This window comes from Rugamonas aquatica, from assembly GCF_009380215.1.
In the GTDB taxonomy this organism is placed as follows: Bacteria; Pseudomonadota; Gammaproteobacteria; order Burkholderiales; family Burkholderiaceae_D; genus Rugamonas; species Rugamonas aquatica_B.
Map to the genome: position 1 here is coordinate 56,593 of NZ_WHUG01000022.1, position 19,577 is coordinate 76,169.

Annotated in this window: 17 protein-coding genes and 1 tRNA gene; 8 read left to right on the plus strand and 10 right to left on the minus strand. The window is 65.4% G+C overall.

All coding sequences use genetic code 11. The features are described 5' to 3' along the window. Positions 1 to 18: 18 nt before the first annotated feature. The 9 genes from GEV02_RS30965 to GEV02_RS31000 all read right to left on the minus strand — a co-directional run bounded on the left by GEV02_RS30965 (position 19) and on the right by GEV02_RS31000 (position 8,653). Positions 19 to 1,317, minus strand: a complete 1,299-nt coding sequence (locus GEV02_RS30965) for a S1C family serine protease (protein WP_174999422.1) — start codon at positions 1,315 to 1,317, stop codon at positions 19 to 21. A gap of 205 nt (positions 1,318 to 1,522) precedes the next feature. Further along, on the minus strand, positions 1,523 to 1,864 hold the full coding sequence (locus GEV02_RS30970) for a YnfA family protein (RefSeq protein ID WP_152841651.1): 342 nt from the start codon (positions 1,862 to 1,864) through the stop codon (positions 1,523 to 1,525). Positions 1,865 to 1,898: 34 nt separating this feature from the next. Further along, a complete protein-coding gene (locus GEV02_RS30975) occupies positions 1,899 to 2,444 on the minus strand; it encodes a hypothetical protein (protein ID WP_152841652.1) in 546 nt (181 codons plus the stop codon). Positions 2,445 to 2,486: 42 nt separating this feature from the next. Further along, positions 2,487 to 2,645, minus strand: coding sequence for a hypothetical protein (locus GEV02_RS33060; RefSeq protein ID WP_174999424.1), 159 nt, complete (start codon positions 2,643 to 2,645; stop codon positions 2,487 to 2,489). A 331-nt stretch (positions 2,646 to 2,976) separates the two neighbouring features. Beyond that, positions 2,977 to 3,066, minus strand: a tRNA-Ser gene (locus tag GEV02_RS30980). 61 nt (positions 3,067 to 3,127) lie between these two features. Further along, a complete protein-coding gene (locus GEV02_RS30985) occupies positions 3,128 to 5,215 on the minus strand; it encodes a putative bifunctional diguanylate cyclase/phosphodiesterase (protein WP_152841653.1) in 2,088 nt (695 codons plus the stop codon). Between the two features lie 3 nt (positions 5,216 to 5,218). Continuing rightward, the gene (locus GEV02_RS30990; protein WP_235923089.1) at positions 5,219 to 6,364 is read right to left on the minus strand and encodes an EAL and HDOD domain-containing protein; all 1,146 of its coding nucleotides are present in this window, start codon (positions 6,362 to 6,364) and stop codon (positions 5,219 to 5,221) included. A 277-nt stretch (positions 6,365 to 6,641) separates the two neighbouring features. Further along, entirely contained in the window at positions 6,642 to 7,259 is a 618-nt protein-coding gene (locus GEV02_RS30995) for a response regulator (RefSeq protein WP_152841655.1), read from the minus strand. 32 nt (positions 7,260 to 7,291) lie between these two features. Beyond that, on the minus strand, positions 7,292 to 8,653 hold the full coding sequence (locus GEV02_RS31000) for a cache domain-containing protein (RefSeq protein WP_152841656.1): 1,362 nt from the start codon (positions 8,651 to 8,653) through the stop codon (positions 7,292 to 7,294). Between the two features lie 272 nt (positions 8,654 to 8,925). Between GEV02_RS31000 and GEV02_RS31005 the strand changes: the two genes are divergently transcribed. The 7 genes from GEV02_RS31005 (at position 8,926) to GEV02_RS31035 (ending at position 16,168) form a co-directional block, all read left to right on the plus strand. Beyond that, positions 8,926 to 11,010 (plus strand): carbon starvation CstA family protein, encoded by a 2,085-nt coding sequence (locus GEV02_RS31005; protein ID WP_152841657.1) that lies wholly within the window; start codon positions 8,926 to 8,928, stop codon positions 11,008 to 11,010. Next, complete coding sequence (locus tag GEV02_RS31010) at positions 11,010 to 11,210, plus strand: YbdD/YjiX family protein (protein WP_008446771.1); 201 nt, start codon at positions 11,010 to 11,012, stop codon at positions 11,208 to 11,210. The genes GEV02_RS31005 and GEV02_RS31010 overlap by 1 nt, the downstream gene beginning before the upstream one ends. A 110-nt stretch (positions 11,211 to 11,320) precedes the next feature. Next, positions 11,321 to 12,187 carry a ThiF family adenylyltransferase gene (locus GEV02_RS31015; RefSeq protein WP_152841658.1) on the plus strand — a complete coding sequence of 289 codons (867 nt, stop codon included), beginning with the start codon at positions 11,321 to 11,323 and terminating at the stop codon, positions 12,185 to 12,187. Beyond that, positions 12,184 to 13,284 (plus strand): nitroreductase family protein, encoded by a 1,101-nt coding sequence (locus GEV02_RS31020; RefSeq protein WP_152841659.1) that lies wholly within the window; start codon positions 12,184 to 12,186, stop codon positions 13,282 to 13,284. The genes GEV02_RS31015 and GEV02_RS31020 overlap by 4 nt, the downstream gene beginning before the upstream one ends. Further along, positions 13,284 to 13,955 (plus strand): acyltransferase, encoded by a 672-nt coding sequence (locus GEV02_RS31025; RefSeq protein WP_152841660.1) that lies wholly within the window; start codon positions 13,284 to 13,286, stop codon positions 13,953 to 13,955. Before GEV02_RS31020 ends, GEV02_RS31025 begins: the two co-directional genes overlap by 1 nt. Positions 13,956 to 14,101: 146 nt before the next feature. Then, complete coding sequence (locus tag GEV02_RS31030; RefSeq protein WP_152841661.1) at positions 14,102 to 15,043, plus strand: PEP-CTERM sorting domain-containing protein; 942 nt, start codon at positions 14,102 to 14,104, stop codon at positions 15,041 to 15,043. A gap of 201 nt (positions 15,044 to 15,244) precedes the next feature. Next, positions 15,245 to 16,168: a PEP-CTERM sorting domain-containing protein gene (locus GEV02_RS31035; RefSeq protein WP_152841662.1), complete on the plus strand. Its 924-nt coding sequence runs from the start codon at positions 15,245 to 15,247 to the stop codon at positions 16,166 to 16,168. A 34-nt stretch (positions 16,169 to 16,202) separates the two neighbouring features. Here GEV02_RS31035 and GEV02_RS31040 read toward each other — a convergent pair whose 3' ends face one another. Further along, positions 16,203 to 17,414 (minus strand): nucleotide disphospho-sugar-binding domain-containing protein, encoded by a 1,212-nt coding sequence (locus tag GEV02_RS31040; protein WP_152841663.1) that lies wholly within the window; start codon positions 17,412 to 17,414, stop codon positions 16,203 to 16,205. Between the two features lie 174 nt (positions 17,415 to 17,588). Between GEV02_RS31040 and GEV02_RS31045 the strand changes: the two genes are divergently transcribed. Continuing rightward, positions 17,589 to 19,577: ATP-binding protein (locus tag GEV02_RS31045; protein ID WP_152841664.1), on the plus strand; the 1,989-nt coding region annotated here is incomplete at its 3' end.

Consider the following 19,577-nt stretch of genomic DNA (forward strand, 5'->3'; position numbering starts at 1 on the left):
GCCCGTCGGCGCTGCGCTCTACCGCAGATCCACGCCCAGAATCGTCAATGCATCGCCGATCGGAATGAAGAAATTCATGCCCGTCATCGTCCTCGCTTCGGCCAGATGCAACACGGTGATGCCGATCACCCTGCCGCCGGTATCGAGCAGCGGGCCGCCGCTGTTACCGGGCAGGATGCTGACGTCGCTTTGCAGCAAGCGCTGCTTGTCCAGAACCCGGTAGCCGCTCAGGATGCCGCGCGTCAGCGAGGTATTGAAGGTGTCGCCCAGGGGCGAACCGATCACGTACACCTCTTCGCCAATATTGGGTTCGTCTTCGCGGATCGACAGGGCGGGCATGCCCGCCGGTTCGGTCTTGATCAGCGCGACATCGCGCGCCTCGTCCGAGCGCAACACCTCGCCGATCAATTCGCGTCCGGTCGGCAGCTTGATCTTGACCACCTTGTCCGTGCCGACGACGTGCCGGTTGGTCAGCAGATAGCCGTCGCTGCTGATGAAAAATCCGCTGCCGGTCCCGGTCGCCGCAATCACCGTGGGGACGGAAGAGCGCAGCAATGTGACCCGCTTGGTCAACGGCTCCGCCGCCGGCTTGACGCGTTTGAGCGTCAGCCGTTCCGGGGCGGCTGGCTTCGGCGCCACGGCCGGCGGTGGCGGCGGTGCCGGCGCTGGCGCGCTCGGCCGCGTCACGGCGTTATAAAAACCCTGTTCGGCCAGGAGGTTTTTGGCGGCCTGCTCGTAGGCCAGCAGGAAAATCCGCTCGACCGGAATGTCCTCCGACGCGGCGGTCTGGAAGCTGCCCTCGGTGAGGGCTTCGAACACGACCTTCTTGACCTCGGGCGAATAGACCTGCCAAAACACTTTCATGTAGACGCCGCCGATGCCGCCATGCTCCTTCAGGCACAGGTTGGCCGAGACATCCTTGAGCAAGGCGCCGATCTGCAATTCCGGCATGGCCTTGGGCCGCTCCTTTTCAGTCGGCGCATCGAAAATGGTGTCGATCGCGATCGGCGTCGGATAGTGGGCCTTCTCCAGCACGGCGTGCAGCGAGGTTGCGAGCTTGCGGCTGAACAGCTTGTAGGCCTTCTCGTTCCAGATGATGTCGCTGCTGTTGCCGCAACGCCAGCCATCCTGCAAGGTGCCGATTTTTGCGTTCGGTGTTTCGAACGTGGTCTTGGCCGTTTTCAGATACGACACCCGGCCCGGCGTGCCCGGTTGAAACTCAATGACCAGCTTGTCGCTGACCTGCTTGACCGGCACCGGATCGGACCAGGCCAGACCGGATGTCGCCCATAAGAGTGGCAGAATCAGGGCGCTCAATTTTCTCATCGTAACTAACCGCACCCAGATTTGGCGCTGCGCTTTTATTTATTAATAATATTTATATCTTAAAGGGAACCATACCTCTGCGCAATGAAGTCTGCCCGGCCTGGCGATCCAGATATCCTATCTGTAATGTTAAGGCTTGCTCGGGGCAATGATGATGACGGCTCACGCATCAGTGCGGGCAAGCAGCGAAATCCTCTCACTGCCCGCTCCCGGAAGATGGCTGCAAGGCGATGACGGCCATGCCGAATAAAGCCAGTCCCGCGCCGATGTAATCGAAGCGGCTGAGCGTCACGCCGTCGACCACTTTCAGCCACAGCAAGGCGACGCCGATATACGTGCCGCCGTATGCCGCGTAGGTACGGCCGGCGGCGGTTGGGTGCAGCGTCAGCAGCCAGGCGAACAGCGCCAGCGACACGGCCGCCGGCAGCAGCAGCCAGGGCGACTTGCCCTGCCTGAGCACCAGCCACGGCAGGTAGCAGCCGGCGATCTCAGCCAGCGCCGTCGCAAAAAACAGCGCAGCGATTCTTATGATGTCCAATCGAATTCTCTTGAAAGTTTGGGTAGTCGGTGCCTCAAGGCGTGCACACGAAAATATAAGTAGCCTTTGCCGGCATTGCCTGCGCGAGCGTAAGGCGTCCGTTCAATCCCGGCAGCGCCTGGTCGATTGCGCCCTGTGCCTCATCCAGATTTCGGCGTAGTTTGATCGTCTTGTTTTTCTGGTAGATGAAATCGCCGATATAAACGCTTTTCCATGGAGGCGCCTCAAATGCGTGGACACCGCCTTCCAGCTTGGTCCAGTTAAACGGGCTGTAGACGTAGTGCCCAGCAGGGACATCAAACGCGAAATATTTCGTCTCACCCGGGGTCGCAGGAATGTGCGCATCGGTTCGATTGAAGGTCAGACAGTTGCCGGTAATTTGTTCGGTTTTTAAGTTGTACTCAGCCAGCTGGAGATTGAAACCTGCGTACTCCCACGAGCCTTCCATCTTCACGCCATAGACGATGACGGCGCGATCCTCGCTCGCCACGCCGCCCTGAGGCAGCTCACGTGTTGAGTTGATTACACAGCCGCTTACGCTGAACAGAATAGCTGGAAAAATCCACGAGCATTTCTTCATACAGTCCCAATTGTGCCGATACACCGATGCCGTTATGAAGAGCTAAGCATACCATCTTGCTTTCAGCGCGGCTGGCAGCAAGTGCCAGCCCAGTTGGCGCCTGATCTCTTCAGGCGCCGGCGGCGGCTCGCGGGATTGCTGTGTGCGGCGCGCGATGTATTCGCGGACGGCCTCTTTGGTGGGATGCGTGGTATCGGTCATGATGCACCGCCGGATTTAGTCCAGCGCCTCGATAAATGTCATGTCCCCGTATATGCCGCAATGAGCGTCGAAGGTTTAGCGATATAGCTGCGATCTACTGCCCCCAGTGCCGATTACCTCGCTGTCGATTGTTACCGTCACATCCGTGAATGTCGCTGCCGCGCAGCGGCAGCAGTTGGGCGATTCGGAGCGGGATGGCCCTGCAGGGACATGCCCTTCGAATCTCACACGCAAGGCCCGCAGGGGCCTTGCTCGCTTCCGCCAAGAAATAAAAAACCGCCAGCACCGAACGCGATCTTGAGCGCGTTCTGGCTGGCGGTTTTTTGTTTCTTGGCGGAAGCGGTGAGATTCGAACTCACGAACGGCTCACACCGTCGGCAGTTTTCAAGACTGCTGCCTTCAACCACTCGGCCACGCTTCCTAAGTGTGCAGCATTATACAGAACTCACCCTCACTTGGGTGCCAAAACCGTCGATCCGCCCTCAGGCCGCCCGACTGGCACGCCCCGGCGTCCAGTTCTCGCGCAACGCCTGCTCGAACGCCTCCGCCTCCAGCGGCCGCGAGAACAGGTAGCCCTGCACCTCGTCGCAGCCCGAATTCTTCAAAAACGCCAACTGCTCAACCGTCTCCACCCCCTCGGCAATCACCTTGTGCTTGAGCTGCTGGGCGATGCTGATGATGGTGTTGGCAATCGCACAATCATTGGCATCCCCCGGGATACCAATGGTGAACGACCGGTCGATCTTCAAGGTGTCGATCGGGAAGCGCTTCAGGTAGGACAAGCTCGAATACCCGGTACCGAAATCATCCAGCGACAAGGTCACGCCCAGCGCCGTGATGCGGTCCATGATGCCGATCACGCGGTCGATGTTGTGCATCAGCGTGCTTTCGGTGATCTCCAGCTCCAGCCACGACGGCTCCAGCCCGTAGCGCGTCAGCGTATCCTGCACCCGCCCCGGCAAGGTCGAGGTGAACTCGCGCGCGGAGACGTTGACCGCCAGCCGTATCGGCGGCAGCCCCGCGTCCTTCCACTGCTTGGCCTGCGCGCAGGCCGCTTCCAGCACCCATTCGCCGACCTGCACCACCAGCCCGGTAGCCTCGGCCAGCGGGATGAATTCGGCCGGCGGCACCAGGCCGCGCACCGGATGGCGCCAGCGCACCAGCGCTTCGGCGCCGATGATCTTGCCGTTGTCGATGCAAAACTTGGGCTGGTAGTGCAGCAGCAGCTCGCCGTTGCCCAGCGCGTGGCGCAGGCCCGATTCGATCCGCATGCGCTCCTGCATGCCCTGGTTCATGTCCTGGCTGTAGAACGCGACGTGGTCGCCTTCCGCCCCGCCCTCCTGCTTGGCGCGGTACATGGCGATGTCGGCCAGCCGCAACAAGGTTTCGGCGTCGCCGCCATCCTGCGGATAGACGCTGATGCCGATGCTGCCGCCGACGCGCAGGTCATGGCCATCGATCAAAATCGGCGTGTTCAGCGTGCCCAGCAGCTTTTGCGCCACCATGCTCGCTTCGAAGTGCTGGCCGATGTCGAACAGGCCGACGGCGAACTCGTCGCCGCCCAGCCGCGCCACCAGGTCCTGGTCGCGCAGCACGGCGCGGAAGCGGCGCGCGACTTCGCACAGCAGCTCGTCGCCGATCTTGCGCCCCAGCGTGTCGTTGATCAGCTTGAAGCGGTTGAGGTCGATGAACAGCACACAGCCATGCAGCCGGCTGCGCTGGGCCACCGTCAGCGCCTGGTCGACCAGCTTGGTCAGCAGCGAGCGGTTCGGCAGATTGGTCAGCGCGTCGTAGTAGGCCAGATGGTGGATGCGCTCCTCCGCCATCTTGCGTTCGGTGATGTCGGTCAGGTAGGCGATCAGGCCGATGGCGCGGTCGTTGATGTCGCGCAGCGGCGACAGCGACAGGCTGGCCCAGAACACCTCACCCGATTTCTTTTTGCGACGCACTTCCATCAGGCGTCCGCCCTGCTCCAGGAAGGTGTCGTCGAAGCTCTCGTCTTCGTCGTCGTACAGGAACAGGATGTTGCGCCCCACCGCTTCCACCGCGCTGTAGCCGAACAGGCGCTCGGCGCCCTTGTTCCAGCTGATGATGAAGCCGTTCATGTCCATGGTCAGCACGGACTCGTGGATGTGGTCGAGGATCTGCGCCTGGTGCTGCAACTGCGACTCCACCTGCACGTAGGCGTGGGTGGAGCGCTGCGCCAGCGAGTGCACTTGCAGCACGCTGCCGGCCAGGTTGGCCAGGCTGGCCAGGTGCTGGCGGTCGATGTCGGTGTAGTGCTGCTGGCGACCGGAGACCACGAAGCGGCCGAAATACTGGTCGTCGAACAGCACATCCTGGGTCAGGATGGGCACCGCGTCGTCATTGGCGGCCAGCACCTCGACCACCGGCGGCTTGAGCAGCATGGCGTGGGTGTCGGCCGGCAGGAATTCGCCCAGCGGACTGTTCATCACCCCGCGGACGATGCGTCCCAGTTCCTCGTTCAGGGCAGCTCCGCGCAAGCGCAACACCGCGTCGCATAAAGCCGCGCTGCTGCTCAGGAAATCGGAGACTGGATGCGCGAACATGGCTTATATATTCCTGCTCACCTGGATCGCCCAGTGGTATGCCTGCAATTGCGCGCCCCAGTAGGTCTCACGGTCGATACCGGCCTTGTCCAGACCGGCGGCGTCGTGACGCTCCACCAATGCCAGCAGCTCGCCCAGCGGGCCGGCGCGGTCCAGCAGCGCCATCACCACGTCGAGGTCGAGGCTGAGCGCGGCGACGATTTCGGTCATCGGCATGTCCAGCAACACGTCCAGCAGCGAGAATACGCCGGCCACGAAGGCCATGTCCTGCTGGTCGCGTTCCCAGCCCAGCGCCTTGCTCAGCGCTTCCATCTGCGAGGCGCGCACCGCCGCCAGCGGCAGCAGCGGGTTGGCCATGCCGTCGTCCTGCTGGCGCGCGTACAGCAGCAATTGCAGCCAGCGCTGCAGCTGGCGGCGGCCCAGCACGTTGATGGCCTGGCCGAAGCTGTGGATCGGCGAGCTGAGCGCAAACGCTGCCGAGTTCACCAGCTTGAGCAAATGGTAGGACAGCGCCGGATCTTGCTTGAGCAGCACTTCCAGTTCGCGCGAATCGGCGTCGCGGGCCAGCAGGCCCAGCAGCGCCAGCAGGCGTTTGCGCGAGGTGCCGTCGCCGGCGGTAGTGTCTTGCGGCGGATGCATGGCGAAGTCGCCGGAGAACCAGCTGAAGCCGGCCTTGACGCATTCGGCGATGCGGTGTTCGCTGCCCATACCGGTGGCCAGGTGCGGTCCCGGTTGGGCCACCAGCGCCAGCACCGGCGGCATGACGATGGCGGCGTCGACCATCAGCGAGCGCGCGCCGCACAGCGTGGCGGCCATGCCGGCCACGCCTTCGATCATGATGCGGTAGCCGGCGTCGGCGTAGCCGGCCAGTTTCTTTTGTACGGGAATCTCGGAACAGGCGGCGGCCGGCACACGCAACACCACGCGGTTGGGCGGCAACTCGGACAGCTGCGACAGTTCCAGCTGGGCCGGATTGGCGACCGGCAGGATGCAGTCCAGCGGCGCCAGCGCCGCGAACACATCGGGAGTCTTGAGCAAGGTCAGCGCCGCCTGGAAGGCGTCGCCAGAGTCTGCGGATAATTCAAAAGTCAGGGCCACCCACTCGTTGTGAGGGTTGGACACCGCTTGTAATTCCACCAGTGGAAACATGCTAGTTTCAGGTGCAGACATCAATATCTCATTGAAGGTTGTGCGCGCAATCTTAGATCAAGCATTGATATTAAGCAATCAATAACCATCTGTCAGTATTGTTATTTTCGATACGACCAGTATAAGACCAATCATCGCGCGCGAACGTTATCTTTTATACAATTGCAATTACACAACCGGTGCAGGAATATAGCAGATATTGCCGCACAAACACGCACTGTTAGGAATTGCTTAACGGAATTAGAGTCGATTCTCAATATTTACAACATGCTAGCGCTCACTGCACGTGCTGGACCGCGAAGCGTATCAACTCGGCCTGCCCTTCGATGCCCAGCTTGCGCTTGATGTTCAGACGGTGGGTTTCGACGGTGCGCACGCTGAGGTCGAGCGCGCGGGCGATCTGCTTGTTCGACTCGCCGTTGGCGATGTGGCGCAGCACTTCGTGTTCGCGCAGGGTCAGCTGGTTGTCCTGGTTTTGCGGCTGGGCCAGCTGGCGGGCCAGCGCCGCGCTGTAGTAGATGCCGCCGGACATGACGGTCTCGATGGCCACGACGATGTCCTTGCCGGGCGCATCCTTGAGCACATAGCCGCGCGCGCCGGCCTGGATGGCTTGCGACACGTATTCCAGCTTGTCGTGCATGGACAGGATCAGCACGGCGATGCGCGGAAACGCCTGCTTGAACTGGGCCGTGGCTTCGATGCCGTTGGTGCCGCGCATGTTAATGTCCATCAGCACCAGGTCGACATCGCACTGCGCGGCCTGCTCCAGCGCCTCGGCCGCGCCGCCGGCCTCGGCCACGACGCGGAATTGCGGCATCGCCTCCAGCCGCGCGCGCAAGCCGTCGCGCACCAGGGGGTGGTCGTCGACCAACAGGATTTTGATAGTGGCTGTCATGTCTTAATCTTTATAAACGGTATGGATTGTTTCTAACTGTTGTTGCCGGCAAACGCCGTGACCACCGTGCCGTCGCTGGACGAGGCGATGTCGAAGCGGCCGCCGATGGCGTCCATGCGCTCCATCATGTTGCGCAAGCCGATGCCGCGCTTGGGATGCAGGGCGATGCCCTCGGCGTCGAAGCCGGCGCCGTCGTCGCGGATGCGCAGCGTGACGCCGCCGCGTTCGCCGGTCAGGCGGATCTCGATGCGGCTGGCGCCGGCGTGGCGCTCGATATTGGTCAGCGCCTCCTGCGCCAGGCGGAACAGCACGGTGTTGGCGACATCCGGCAGCTCGTCGGTGCAACCCTCCGCTTCGAAGTGTACCGGGGTTCCACTGCTGAGGGTGTACTCCTGACCCAGGTGGTGCAGCGCCGCCGCCAGGCCCAGGTCGTCGAGGATGGCCGGGCGCAGATTGTGCGAAATGCGGCGCACCTCGCCCATCACGTTGTTGAGCTGGTCCGCCGCGTGTTCGAAGGCGGCCTGCGCCGCCTGTTGCTGGCCTGCCTGGCCCGAGGTCAGGCGGATGATGCCGGCCTCGATCTGCAGCTTGATCGACACCAGCCACTGGCTGATGCCGTCGTGCAGGTCGCGCGACAGCCGCGCCCGCTCCTCTTCCTGCGATTCCACCACCCGCTGGGCCAGCACCTTGAGCTTGGCGTCGGCCACGCGCAGCTCGCTGATATTGAGCGCCAGCCCGGAGCTGCCCACCGCCACCGCCGCCGCAATCGCAATCGCGGCGATCCACAGCATGGTGTTGTGGATGTTGCCGGACTGCTGGACGTCGACCTTGGCCAGCGCCCGGTCGACATCGTCGAGATAAATGCCGGTGCCCATCATCCAGCCCCATTTCGGCATCGGGATCACATAGCCGAGCTTGGCGCCGGATTTGTGGGTGGAAGGCTTGACCCACATGTAGCGCTCCAGCCCGCCGCCCGCCCTGGCCCGCTGCAGCAGCTTCTGGATGGTCGGCTGGCCCTGCTCGTCGCGCATCTCGTACAGGTTGCGGCCGACCAGCTCGGGCTGGCGCGGATGCATCAGCGTGTTGCCCTGCATATCGTAGACGAAGAAATAGCCGTCGTCGCCGTAGCTGAGCGAGGACAGGATGCGCTTGGCCTCGTTGCGGGTGGCCTCGTCGTCGCGGCCGGATTCGTACAGGTGGGCGATCGAATGCGAGGCCAGCGCGACGTAGTGGCGCAGCTCGGCCTCCTTGCTGCTCAGGTAGGCTTGCTGGATGGTCTCGCGCTGCTGCTGGGCCAGCAGCACCGACTGGTGGCGCACCGCCAGCGCGATCGCGATCAGCGCCAGGATCAGCGGCGTGATGGCGAGGAAGATGACTTTTTGCCGCAACTTCATGAGTTTCCGTCCCGATTGATGCCGTAGCGCGATTCTACGCTCCCCGCCGCCACGGCCGGCTACGTAGTTGTACCGAGCGATAGTGCGTAGTGCTGCGCTTGTGGCGGTTATCAGCTTCCTGAATACTGGACATAAGCTGCCGGCATTAAAAGCTGGGGTCAAGTCTGACATTCGGACACGGGCTCTGCCGTAGCTGAGCATACGGCAGAGCCCGTGTCCGAATGTCAGACTTGACCCCAGCCCAGAGCAGCGCCCAAAACCTTGGAGGAAGCATGAAAACACTGCACCATACCGCGCCACCCACGCTGGCCAGCCGGCTGGGCTGGGCCGCGCTCGCCCTGTGCGGCGCCGCGGCGCTCGGCGTCATCGCGCTCCAGCGCGGCGAAGCCGTCAGCGCCATCTGGATCGTCATCGCCGCCGTCTGCGTCTACCTGATCGCCTACCGCTTCTACAGCCTGTTCATCGCCGACAAGGTGCTGGGCCTGGACGCCCGCCGCATGACCCCGGCCAACAAGCTCAACGATGGCCTCGACCACGTGCCGACCAATAAGTACGTGCTGTTCGGCCACCACTTCGCCGCCATCGCCGGCGCCGGTCCGCTGGTCGGCCCGGTGCTGGCCGCGCAGATGGGCTATCTGCCCGGCATGCTGTGGATACTGGCCGGCGTGGTGTTTGCCGGCGCGGTGCAGGATTTCATCGTGCTGTTCATTTCCATGCGCCGCGACGGCCGCTCGCTGGGCGACCTGATCAAATCCGAACTGGGCCAGATCCCCGGCATGATCGCGCTGCTGGGCACCTTCATGATCATGGTCATCATCCTGGCGGTGCTGGCGCTGATCGTCGTGAAGGCGCTGACCGGCTCGCCCTGGGGCAGCTTCACCGTGATGGCCACCATTCCGATCGCGCTGTTCATGGGCGTGTACTCGCGCTATATCCGCGTCGGCCGCATCGGCGAAGTGTCGATCATCGGCTTCGTGCTGCTGATGGCGGCCATCTTCGGCGGCCAGATCGTGCAGGAGAATCCGGCGCTGGCGCCGATGTTCACCTTCACCGGCACCGAGCTGACCTGGATGCTGATCGGCTACGGCTTCATCGCCTCGGTGCTGCCGGTGTGGCTGCTGCTGGCGCCGCGCGACTACCTGTCGACCTTCCTCAAGATCGGCACCATCGTCGGCCTGGCGCTGGGCATCGTCATCGTCGCGCCCTACCTGAAGATGCCGGCGATGACCAAGTTCATCGACGGCACCGGTCCGGTCTGGGCCGGCTCGCTGTTCCCCTTCCTGTTCATCACCATCGCCTGCGGCGCCGTGTCCGGCTTCCACGCGCTGATCTCGTCGGGCACCACGCCCAAGATGATCGAGAATGAAACCCACGCCCGCTTCATCGGCTACGGCGCGATGCTGATGGAATCGTTCGTCGCCATCATGGCGCTGGTGGCCGCCTCGACCATCGAACCGGGCGTCTACTTCGCCATGAACAGCCCGGCCGCGCTGATCGGCACCACGGCCGAGTCCGCCGCGACGGCGATCTCGCAGTGGGGCTTCTACGTCACGCCGGAGATGCTGACCCAGACCGCCAAGGATGTCGGCGAGCACAGCATCATCTCGCGCGCCGGCGGTGCGCCGACGCTGGCGGTGGGCATGGCCCACATCCTGTCGGGCGTGATCGGCGGCAAGGTCATGATGGCCTTCTGGTACCACTTCGCCATCCTGTTCGAAGCGCTGTTCATCCTGACGGCGGTGGACGCCGGCACCCGCGCCGGCCGCTTCATGCTGCAGGATTTGCTGGGCGCCTTCGTGCCGGCCATGAAGCAGACCGAGAACGTGTTCGCCAACCTGACCGCAACCGGCCTGTGCGTGGCGGCCTGGGGCTACTTCCTGTACCAGGGCGTGGTCGATCCGCTGGGCGGCATCAACACGCTGTGGCCGCTGTTCGGCATCGCCAACCAGATGCTGGCGGCGATCGCGCTGATCCTCGGCACCTGCGTGCTGTTCAAGATGAAGCGCGCCAGGTATGCGTGGGTGACGATGCTGCCGACCGCGTGGCTGCTGATGTGCACGCTGACGGCGGGCTTCCAGAAGATCTTCGACGCCAATCCGAAAGTCGGCTTCCTGGCGCACGCCGCCAAGTACCAGGCCGCTTTCGACCAGGGCAAGCTGCTGGCGCCGGCCAAGTCGGTTGCGCAGATGCAGCAGGTGATCTTCAACGATTACCTGGATGCGTCGCTGGCGGGCTTCTTCGTGGTGGTGGTGCTGAGCGTGCTGGTGTTCGGCATCCGCACCGTGCTGGTGGCGCGCGCCGCCGCCCAGCCGACCGCCAAGGAAAGCCCGATGGTGCTGACGCCCAAGGTGCAGTGATGCTCGGCGAAATCGCCAAGGCCGGCCGCTATCTCGGGCAAAGCATGCGTCTGATGATGGGCCTGCCGGAATACGACACCTACGTCACGCACCGGGAGAACACCCATCCGGGCGAGCCGATGATGACGTACGAAGAGTTCTTCCGCGAACGCCAGGAAGCCCGCTACGGCGGCGCGGGCAAGCGCGGCGGTTGCTGCTAAAGGAATCCGGGGCCAGTCCCCGGATTTTTTTCGTCAACGCGGGAACTATCCCGCAAGCCCTCATGTCCAACTCCCTTGAGCCGCGCACATCGGTGCATTCAGGGAGACGCATGTCACACGAATTCTCATACCAACAGGCCTACGCCCGCAACATCGGCTGGGTCACGCAGGCGGAACAGTCTGTGCTGCGCGGCAAGCGCATCGCCATCGCCGGCATGGGCGGCGTCGGCGGCGTGCATCTGCTGACGCTGGCCCGGCTCGGTGTGGGCGCCTTCCACATCGCCGACTTCGACACCTTCGACATCGCCAACTTCAACCGGCAGGTGGGCGCCACCATGTCCACGCTGGGCTTGCCCAAGGTCGAAGTGCTGGCCGCCATGGCGCGCGACATCAACCCGCAGCTGCAGATCCAGCGCTTCCCCACCGGCGTCGACGGCAGCAACCTGGCGCAATTCTTCGACGGCGTCGACCTGTACGTGGACGGCCTGGACTTCTTCGCCTTCGGCGCGCGCCAGGCCACCTTCGCCGCCTGCGCGCGGCTGGGCATACCGGCCATCACGGCGGCGCCGCTGGGCATGGGCACGGCGGTGCTCAATTTCCTTCCCGGTAAAATGACGTTCGAACAGTACTTCGGCTGGGGCGAACTGCCGGACGAGGAGAAGGCGCTGCGCTTCCTGGTCGGCCTGGCCCCGGCCGGGCTGCACGCCGCCTACCTGGTCGATCCGTCCAGCATCAACCTGAAGGAGCAGCGCGGGCCGTCGACCATCATGGGCTGCGAACTGTGCGCGGGCGCCGCCGCCACCGAGGCGTTGAAAATATTGCTCAACCGTGGCAAGGTCGACGCGGCGCCGCGCGGTTATCATTTCGACGCCTATCGTAACAAGCTGGTCCGCACCTGGCGGCCCGGCGGCCACCGCCACCCGCTGCAGCGGTTGACCATGATGCTGGTGAAGCGCCGGCGCGAGGAACAGACATGAGCAAGATGGAACAGCATCTCGATGCCACGCTGGAGCAGATCCTGGAGCTGGCGCGCTGGGCGCCCAGCGGCGACAACACCCAGCCGTGGCGCTTCGAAATCCTCGACGCCCGCCGGCTGGTGGTGCACGGCCACGATACGCGCGACCATTGCGTGTACGACCTGGACGGCCATCCCAGCCAGCTCTCGCTGGGCGCGCTGCTGGAGACGATGGCGATCGCCGCCAGCGCCCACCAGCTGGAACTGCGCGCCATGCGCCATGTCGAGGCGCCGGACCACCGCCCCACCCTCAGCGTCGAGTTCGTGCCGGCGCCGCAGCTGGAGCCCGATCCGCTGGCCGACTTCATCCTGCCGCGCAGCGTGCAGCGGCGTCCGCTGAGCCGTCGTCCGCTGACGCCCGCCGAGAGGGCCGCGCTGACATCGGCGCTGCCGGACGGCTACCAGGTGCACTGGCTCGAAGGCGCGCAGCGGCTGGCCGCGGCGCGGCTGATGTTCCGCAACGCCAAGCTGCGCCTGACGATGCCGGAAGCGTGGCAGGTGCACAAGTCGGTGATCGAATGGAACGCCCGCTACAGCGAGGACCGCATCCCCGACCAGGCGCTGGGCGTGGACGCCGCCACCGCCAGGCTGATGCGCTGGGTCATGCAGCGCTGGCAGCGTGTCGCCTTCTTCAACACCTGGCTGGCCGGCACGCTGGCGCCGCGTCTGCAGATGGACCTGATCCCCGGCCTGGCCTGCGCCGCCCACTTCGTGCTGACGGCGCCGCGCAAGCCCCAGCGCGTCGACGACTACCTGGCCGCCGGCCGCGCCATGCAGCGCTTCTGGCTGACCGCCACCGCGCAGGGCTTGCAGTTGCAGCCGGAGCTGACGCCGCTGATCTTCGCCCGCTACGTGCGCGAAGGCCGCGTGTTCTCCGCCACGCCCGGCATGCAGCAGCGCGCCGAGGAACTGTCGCGCCAGGGCGCGCGCCTGACCGGCCAGGCGGTGTGGGAGACGGCGGTGTTCATGGGCCGCATCGGCGCCGGCCCGGCGGCGTCGGCGCGTTCGCTGCGCATGCCGCTGCGCGCGCTGCTGGTCGGCGCCGGCGGGAGGCCTTGATGCGCGCCATCAAGCCGGCGCAGATCGCGCTGTTCCTGGCGCTGCTGGCGGCCATACTGACGCTGGCCCTGCTGACCACCTCGCTGCTGGGCGAGCTGCCGCTGGGCGATTTTCGCGGCGTCACGCTGGTGTGCGCCGCCGTGCTGCTGGCCTACCTGTACGCCTTCCTGGTGTACCGCGCCTTCCTGTACGCGCTGCCGTTGCAGGAAGGCGTGGTGCCGGAAAATTCGCGCCAGGAACTGGCCGCCAACGTCAACATCCTGTTCTACCTGATGCTGTTCAACTCGCTGATCCGCACCCACTTCCTGCCGGTGCCGCTGCAACGCCTGGTCTACCTGGCGCTGGGCGCCGAGCTGGGCGCCAACACCTACAGCGCCGGCGCCATCCTCGACCCGCCGCTGACCCGCATCGGCAGCAACACCATCGTCGGCCACGACGCGGCCATCTTCGCCCACGTGATCGAGGGCAGCAAGCTGGAGCTCAAGGCCGTCGTCATCGGCAACACCGTCACCATCGGCGCGGCGGCCGTCATCATGGCGGGCGTGCGGATCGGCGACCATGCCATCGTCTCGGCCGGCGCCGTCGTCACCAAGGACACCATTATCGGCGCCGGCGAAATCTGGGGCGGCATTCCGGCCCGCCGCATCAAGGCGGCCGCGCAGCCGCAGTGACGGGAATTTTTACAGTGCCGCGCAGCCTGCAGCGAGAGACAGGCCCAAGCCTTTGATTCCGTACACATCGCGGCCGCTGGCAAGCGTCTTGCTCCAGTGCTGGGACAATCCCGATTCCGGGCTTGCCATCCAGCCAGGGAGCAACCATGAACAAACTTACACCGGCCATGGCCGCAGCCGTCGTCGCCAGCGCACTGGCGTCGTCCGCCGCCCATGCCGGCCCGACAGTCGGGCTGGACCCGACCGGCAGCGGCAGCTACAGCAGCTATGCCGACTTGTGGACCAACGTCACCAACACCGCGCTGGCCACCGGCTTCATCCCCGGCGGCAGCGTCGGCGGCGGCACCAGCTTCGGCCCCGCCGCCGTGCCCTATCTGAGCGAACTGCGTTCGCAGATGGTGATCGGCACCATGTCGAACGGCTCGGCCATCATCACGCCCGGCGGCCTGAACACCGGCTTCGAACTGAGCGCCGTGGTGCGCTTCCAGGAACTGGTGGACCGCCAGACGCCCACCTCCGCCCACTTCTCGCTGCCGGCCAGCCAGGCCGCCGCGATGGATGTCGACGCGCTGCACGCCGGCGTGCAAAATATCGCCTTCTACTTCGACCGCTTCGGCCCCGGCGCCGCCAGCAAGGCCGTGCCCGGCAACGGCCCCGGCACCGTGCGCTGCTACGGCGCCGGCTCCACCTCGGCCGGCTGCGGCGAGCCCGGCGACCCGGACGGCGACGGCCTGATGGTCATGTCCGGCCACCTGATCTTCAACGAAGCCAATGTCACCACCGCCGGCGGCATCTCCACCGGCGCCTTCGACATGCGCTTCATGATCGACTACGTCGACGCCCGCTATCTCGACGTCGTCACCGGCTCCGTGTTCCAGAACAACGTCACCGGCGCCGCCACCATCCCGTCGCTGTACACGCCGGCCACCATGTGGGATGGCACGCCGCCGGCCGGCGTGCCGCTGATGAAGTTCGACGGCTCGGGCTCGTTCGCGCTGGCGGCGGTGCCCGAACCGGCCACGCTGGCCCTGCTTGGCCTGGGCCTGGCCGGCTTGGCGCTGAACCGGCGACGGCCGCCGGCAGCCTGATGTCCGCCTTTCGGCCCGGCCACCAGCCGGGCTTTTTTTCGGCCGCCGGCAGCGACGGAATTCTTTACACCGCCGCCGCGCCGCGCGCGCTGCCGCATCGCAAGCCCTTGATTTGATTGACATGCAGTCCATTGGCAAGGCTTTTGCTCTGAAGTCCGTACGATCCCGATTTCCGGGTTCATATCTTTCTAGGGAGCACACATGAACAACCTCAAATCCGCCCTGGCCGCCGCGATGATAAGCACCTCGCTGGCCGCCGTGGCTGGCCCCACCGTGGGCCTGGACCCCACCGGCTCCGGCACCTACACCACCTATGCCGATCTGTGGACCAACGTTACCGACACCGCACTGGCCACCGGCTTCGTTCCCGGCCTCACCGTCGGTCCCGGCGGCGCCGCCCCTTATCTGACCGAGCTGCGCACGCAGATGGTGGTTGGCACTATGTCGAACAGCAACATCCCGGCCATCGTCACGCCGGCCGGCCTGAACACCAATTTCGAAATCAGCAAAGTGGTGCGTTTCCAGGAGCTGGTCGACCTGCAAACCCCGACCACCGCGCACTTCACGCTGCCCGCCGCCCAGTCGGCCGCGATGGATGTCGACCCGCTGCACGCCGGCGTGCAAAACCTCGCCATCTTCTTCGACCGCCTGGTGCCCGCAGCCGGCCCCAACAGCAAAGCCGTGCCGGGCAACGGCGTCAACACCGTGCGCTGCTACGGTGAAGGCCCCACCTCGGCCGGTTGCGGCGGCGTCGGCGATCCCGACGGCGACGGCATCATGATCCTGTCCGGCCACCTGGTGTTCAACGACGCCAGCTTCACCGCCACCGGCCCGGTGGGCACCGGCTCCTTCGATTCACGCTTCATGATCGACTACGTGGACCCGGCCTACCTGGACATCGTCACCGGCTCCATCTTCCAGGACAAGATCACCGGCACCACCAACGTGCCGTCCTTCTTCACGCCCACCACCATGTGGGACGGCGCCACGCCCACCACGGTGCCTTTCCTGAAGGTCGACTCCTCGCAGAGCTTCGCCGCCGTGCCGGAACCGGCCACGCTGGCGCTGCTCGGCCTGGGCTTCGCCGGCCTGGCGATGGGCCGCCGCCGCATCGTGCCATCGTGAGTCCGGACGGACCCGCGCATCCGGCGGGTCCGTTTTAATGCCGGCCGTCTAACACGCGCCGTAGCATGTCATCGAAGCGCTGCGCCACATCGTAGCGCTGGAACAGCGTCGCCACCCGCGACGCTGCCGCGCGGGCGTCGCCCGTCTCCAGCAGGGCCAGCACCGCGCGCCGCAACACCTCTTCGTTCAGCCGGTCCGACCGCAGCAGCACGCCGGCGCCCATCGCCGCCACGCCGCGCATGTTCAGATACTGATCCAGATTGCCCGCGATGCCCAGCACCGGCACGCCGGCCGCCAGCGCCTGCTGGCTGGTCGGGCTGCCGCCGTTGCAGATCACCAGTTGCGCGCGCCGCGCCGCCTCCTCGCCCGGCAGGTAGGCGGCCACCTGCGCATTGTCCGGCAGCACGCCGGGATCGGCCTGGCCGGCGGTGGCGGCGACCACCCGCAGCGGCAAGCCCGCCAGCGTCTGCAATATCTGCGGCAGCAAGGCGCCCTGCCCCGAGCTGCCCAGCGTGACGTAGACGATGGGCAAGTCCGTCGGCAGCAGCTCCCACCAGGACGGCGGCGCTATGGGCGGCGACCACGTCACCGGCCCCAGGTAGGCATGGTGATCCGGCAAGCCCACCGCCGGAAACATTTCCGGGATATCCGGATACAGCACGTAGTCGGCATCGGCGTACACGCGGCGCAAGTCATAGCCCAGTGACGGCAGGCCGTAAGCCCGCCGCACGCGGTTCAACGGCATGCTGTGCAGCGCGAACGCCAGCGGCCTGGCCAGGCGGAACAGACGGTCGGCCAGTGCGATCGGCAGCGCGCGCGCCAGCGCGATCGCCGGCACCGTGTAACGCTGCGGCACGTAGGGACTCCAGTAGGCATTGATCAGGCCGATATACGGCACGCCCGCCACGCGTGCGCTGACCGACAGCGACAGGCGGAAATCGCCCACCACCACATCCGGCCGCACCGCCTGCAGCAGGCGCAGATCGTCTTCCACATAGCGCCGCAGCGTGGCGCTGTCGTACACCGGCTTGCCGGCCGCCAGCGCCGCCAGGAAACGCTCGCTGGAGATGCTGCTCACGCGCCAGCTGCCGAGCCGGCTGCCGTGGAAAAAACTCTCGTAGCCGGGCGCGCAGGCGAAGTGCACATCGTAGTGCTGCGGCGACAGCGTCTGCGCGAGCGCCAACGGCCGGCCCACATGCGCCAGCGTGACCGCCTCCGCCACGAACAGGATTTTTTTGCGTCCCATGCTCCCAGCTTGCGGCGCCGCCCAAGGCGTTGTTTGAGAATGCGCAAAGGTGCGGGCATTAGATGCAGATCAAGGCTGCCCCGCTGCGGACGCTATATTTTTCCTATTGGCACTTACAGATCAGCCTGCCGCGCCGACGCTTTCGGCGTCCACCGTTTGCCAGCGACTACAGCAATGTTCAATTTCGAACGTTCCGGTCTGAGCCAGAAGCTGACCATCATCTCGGTGCTGTCCACCGGCAGCGCGCTGATGCTGGTCTTCATCGCATTTGCCGCCACCTCCATCCTCAGCCGTACCGACGACGAACGCAAGCAGCTGTCGACGCTGGCCGGCGTGATCGGCAACAACAGCGTGACGGCCTTGCAGGCCGCCGACAGCAAGCGAGCCGAACAAATGCTGGCCACGCTGGCGGTGGAAGACGAGATCGAACAGGCCGCGCTCTATGACAGCACCGGCAAGCTGCTGGCCCGCTATAAATCCAGCACCCTGCCCGGCGTGCAGGATGCGCCGGACCAGTTGCCGGAGCCGCAGGCGAGCCGGGAGATCAGCACCTTCCACAGCGGTCCGCCGTGGGCGCCGGCGATGCGGCTGTTGCGGCCGGTGCGCAGCAACGACGAGCTCATCGGCACCGTGATGATCGAAGGCGCGCAGACCCGCATGTGGGTCGACCTGTTCAAGAACTTGGCCGCCGCCGCCGTGGCCGCCATGCTGTCCTTCATGATGGCGCTGCTGACGGCGGCCCGCTTCAAGGGCAGCATCGCCGAGCCGGTCGGCAAGCTGATCGCGGCGGCGCAGCAGGTCAGCCGGGGTCAGCCGACGCCGCGCATCGTCCACCAGCGCAGCGACGAGCTGGGCGCGCTGACCGACAGCTTCAACGATATGCTGGCCCAGGTCGAGGCGCGCGACGGCGCGCTGGCGCAGTACCGCGACCAGCTCGAACGCCAGGTCGGCGTCCGCACCGAGCAGCTGGAAAAAGCCAAGAACGCCGCCGAGGCCGCCAGTCAGGCGAAGAGCGCCTTCCTCGCCACCATGAGCCACGAAATCCGCACGCCGATGAACGGCGTGCTGGGCATGACCGAACTGCTGCTGGCCACGCGCCTGTCCGAGCAGCAGCGCCACTACACCAGCATGGTCAAGCGCTCGGGCGAGCACTTGCTGGTCATCATCAACGACATCCTGGATTTCTCCAAGATCGAGGCCGGCAAGCTGACCGTCGAATACATCCACTTCAATTTCCGCGAATTGCTCGACGACATCGACAACGTCTTCTCGCCGCAGGCGCAGGCCAAGGGCATCCGCCTGGAACTGGCGATCGCCTACGATATCCCGGTCGCCATTTGCGGCGATCCCAACCGCTTGCGCCAGGTGATCTTCAACCTGCTGGGCAACGCGATCAAGTTCACCGAGAGCGGCAAGATCACGGTCAAGGTGGCCGTGGTGCAGGAGGACGCGCAGACCGTCGGCCTGCGCTTCGAAGTGCACGACACCGGCATCGGCGTCTCCAGCGAAGCGCGCGCGCGCATCTTCGACTCCTTCTCGCAGGCCGACGGCTCGACCACCCGCAAACACGGCGGCACCGGCCTGGGACTGGCGATCTCAAAACAACTGGTGGAACTGATGGGCGGCACGATAGGCGTCGACCATGCGCTAACTCAAGGGTCGATCTTTTGGTTTGCCGTAAATTTTGACAAACGTCGTATCGATGTCGACGATCCTTCTTTCCCCGCCACCCAGGAATGCCGCGCTTTGATTGTCGATGAGAACCCCGCCAGCCGGAGCGAGCTGGAACAGCTGCTGGCCAGCTGGCGCGTCGTCAGCAGCAGCGCCAGCGCCACCGAGGCCCTGCCCCAATTGCGGCAGGCGGCGGCGCGCGGTCATCCTTACGACGCCGTGCTGCTGGACATGGAACTGCCGCGCACCAGCGGCCTGGCGCTGGCCGCCGCCATCCGCGCCGAGCCGGCGCTGGCGGCGTCGCGGCTGCTGTTGCTGAGCACCGAGCGCAACGCCGCCGACGGCGTCCAGCAGCGCGAGGCCGGCGTCGCCTTTCAACTGATCAAACCGCCGCGCGCCTGCGACCTGTTCGACTGCCTGCTGACGCCCGGCCGCAGCGCGCCGGCGCCGACGCGTCCGGCCGAGACGCCGCCGCCGGCCGCCGCCCCGGTC

Excerpts from the sequence above, each read along its gene's own strand:
- GEV02_RS30975 (WP_152841652.1), bottom strand. The coding sequence starts at position 2,444 with ATGAAGAAATGCTCGTGGATTTTTCCAGCTATTCTGTTCAGCGTAAGC.
- GEV02_RS33060 (WP_174999424.1), bottom strand. The coding sequence starts at position 2,645 with ATGACCGATACCACGCATCCCACCAAAGAGGCCGTCCGCGAATACATC.
- GEV02_RS30985 (WP_152841653.1), bottom strand. The coding sequence starts at position 5,215 with ATGTTCGCGCATCCAGTCTCCGATTTCCTGAGCAGCAGCGCGGCTTTA.
- GEV02_RS30990 (WP_235923089.1), bottom strand. The coding sequence starts at position 6,364 with ATGTTTCCACTGGTGGAATTACAAGCGGTGTCCAACCCTCACAACGAG.
- GEV02_RS30995 (WP_152841655.1), bottom strand. The coding sequence starts at position 7,259 with ATGACAGCCACTATCAAAATCCTGTTGGTCGACGACCACCCCCTGGTG.
- GEV02_RS31000 (WP_152841656.1), bottom strand. The coding sequence starts at position 8,653 with ATGAAGTTGCGGCAAAAAGTCATCTTCCTCGCCATCACGCCGCTGATC.
- GEV02_RS31005 (WP_152841657.1), top strand. The coding sequence starts at position 8,926 with ATGAAAACACTGCACCATACCGCGCCACCCACGCTGGCCAGCCGGCTG.
- GEV02_RS31010 (WP_008446771.1), top strand. The coding sequence starts at position 11,010 with ATGCTCGGCGAAATCGCCAAGGCCGGCCGCTATCTCGGGCAAAGCATG.
- GEV02_RS31015 (WP_152841658.1), top strand. The coding sequence starts at position 11,321 with ATGTCACACGAATTCTCATACCAACAGGCCTACGCCCGCAACATCGGC.
- GEV02_RS31020 (WP_152841659.1), top strand. The coding sequence starts at position 12,184 with ATGAGCAAGATGGAACAGCATCTCGATGCCACGCTGGAGCAGATCCTG.
- GEV02_RS31025 (WP_152841660.1), top strand. The coding sequence starts at position 13,284 with ATGCGCGCCATCAAGCCGGCGCAGATCGCGCTGTTCCTGGCGCTGCTG.
- GEV02_RS31030 (WP_152841661.1), top strand. The coding sequence starts at position 14,102 with ATGAACAAACTTACACCGGCCATGGCCGCAGCCGTCGTCGCCAGCGCA.
- GEV02_RS31035 (WP_152841662.1), top strand. The coding sequence starts at position 15,245 with ATGAACAACCTCAAATCCGCCCTGGCCGCCGCGATGATAAGCACCTCG.
- GEV02_RS31040 (WP_152841663.1), bottom strand. The coding sequence starts at position 17,414 with ATGGGACGCAAAAAAATCCTGTTCGTGGCGGAGGCGGTCACGCTGGCG.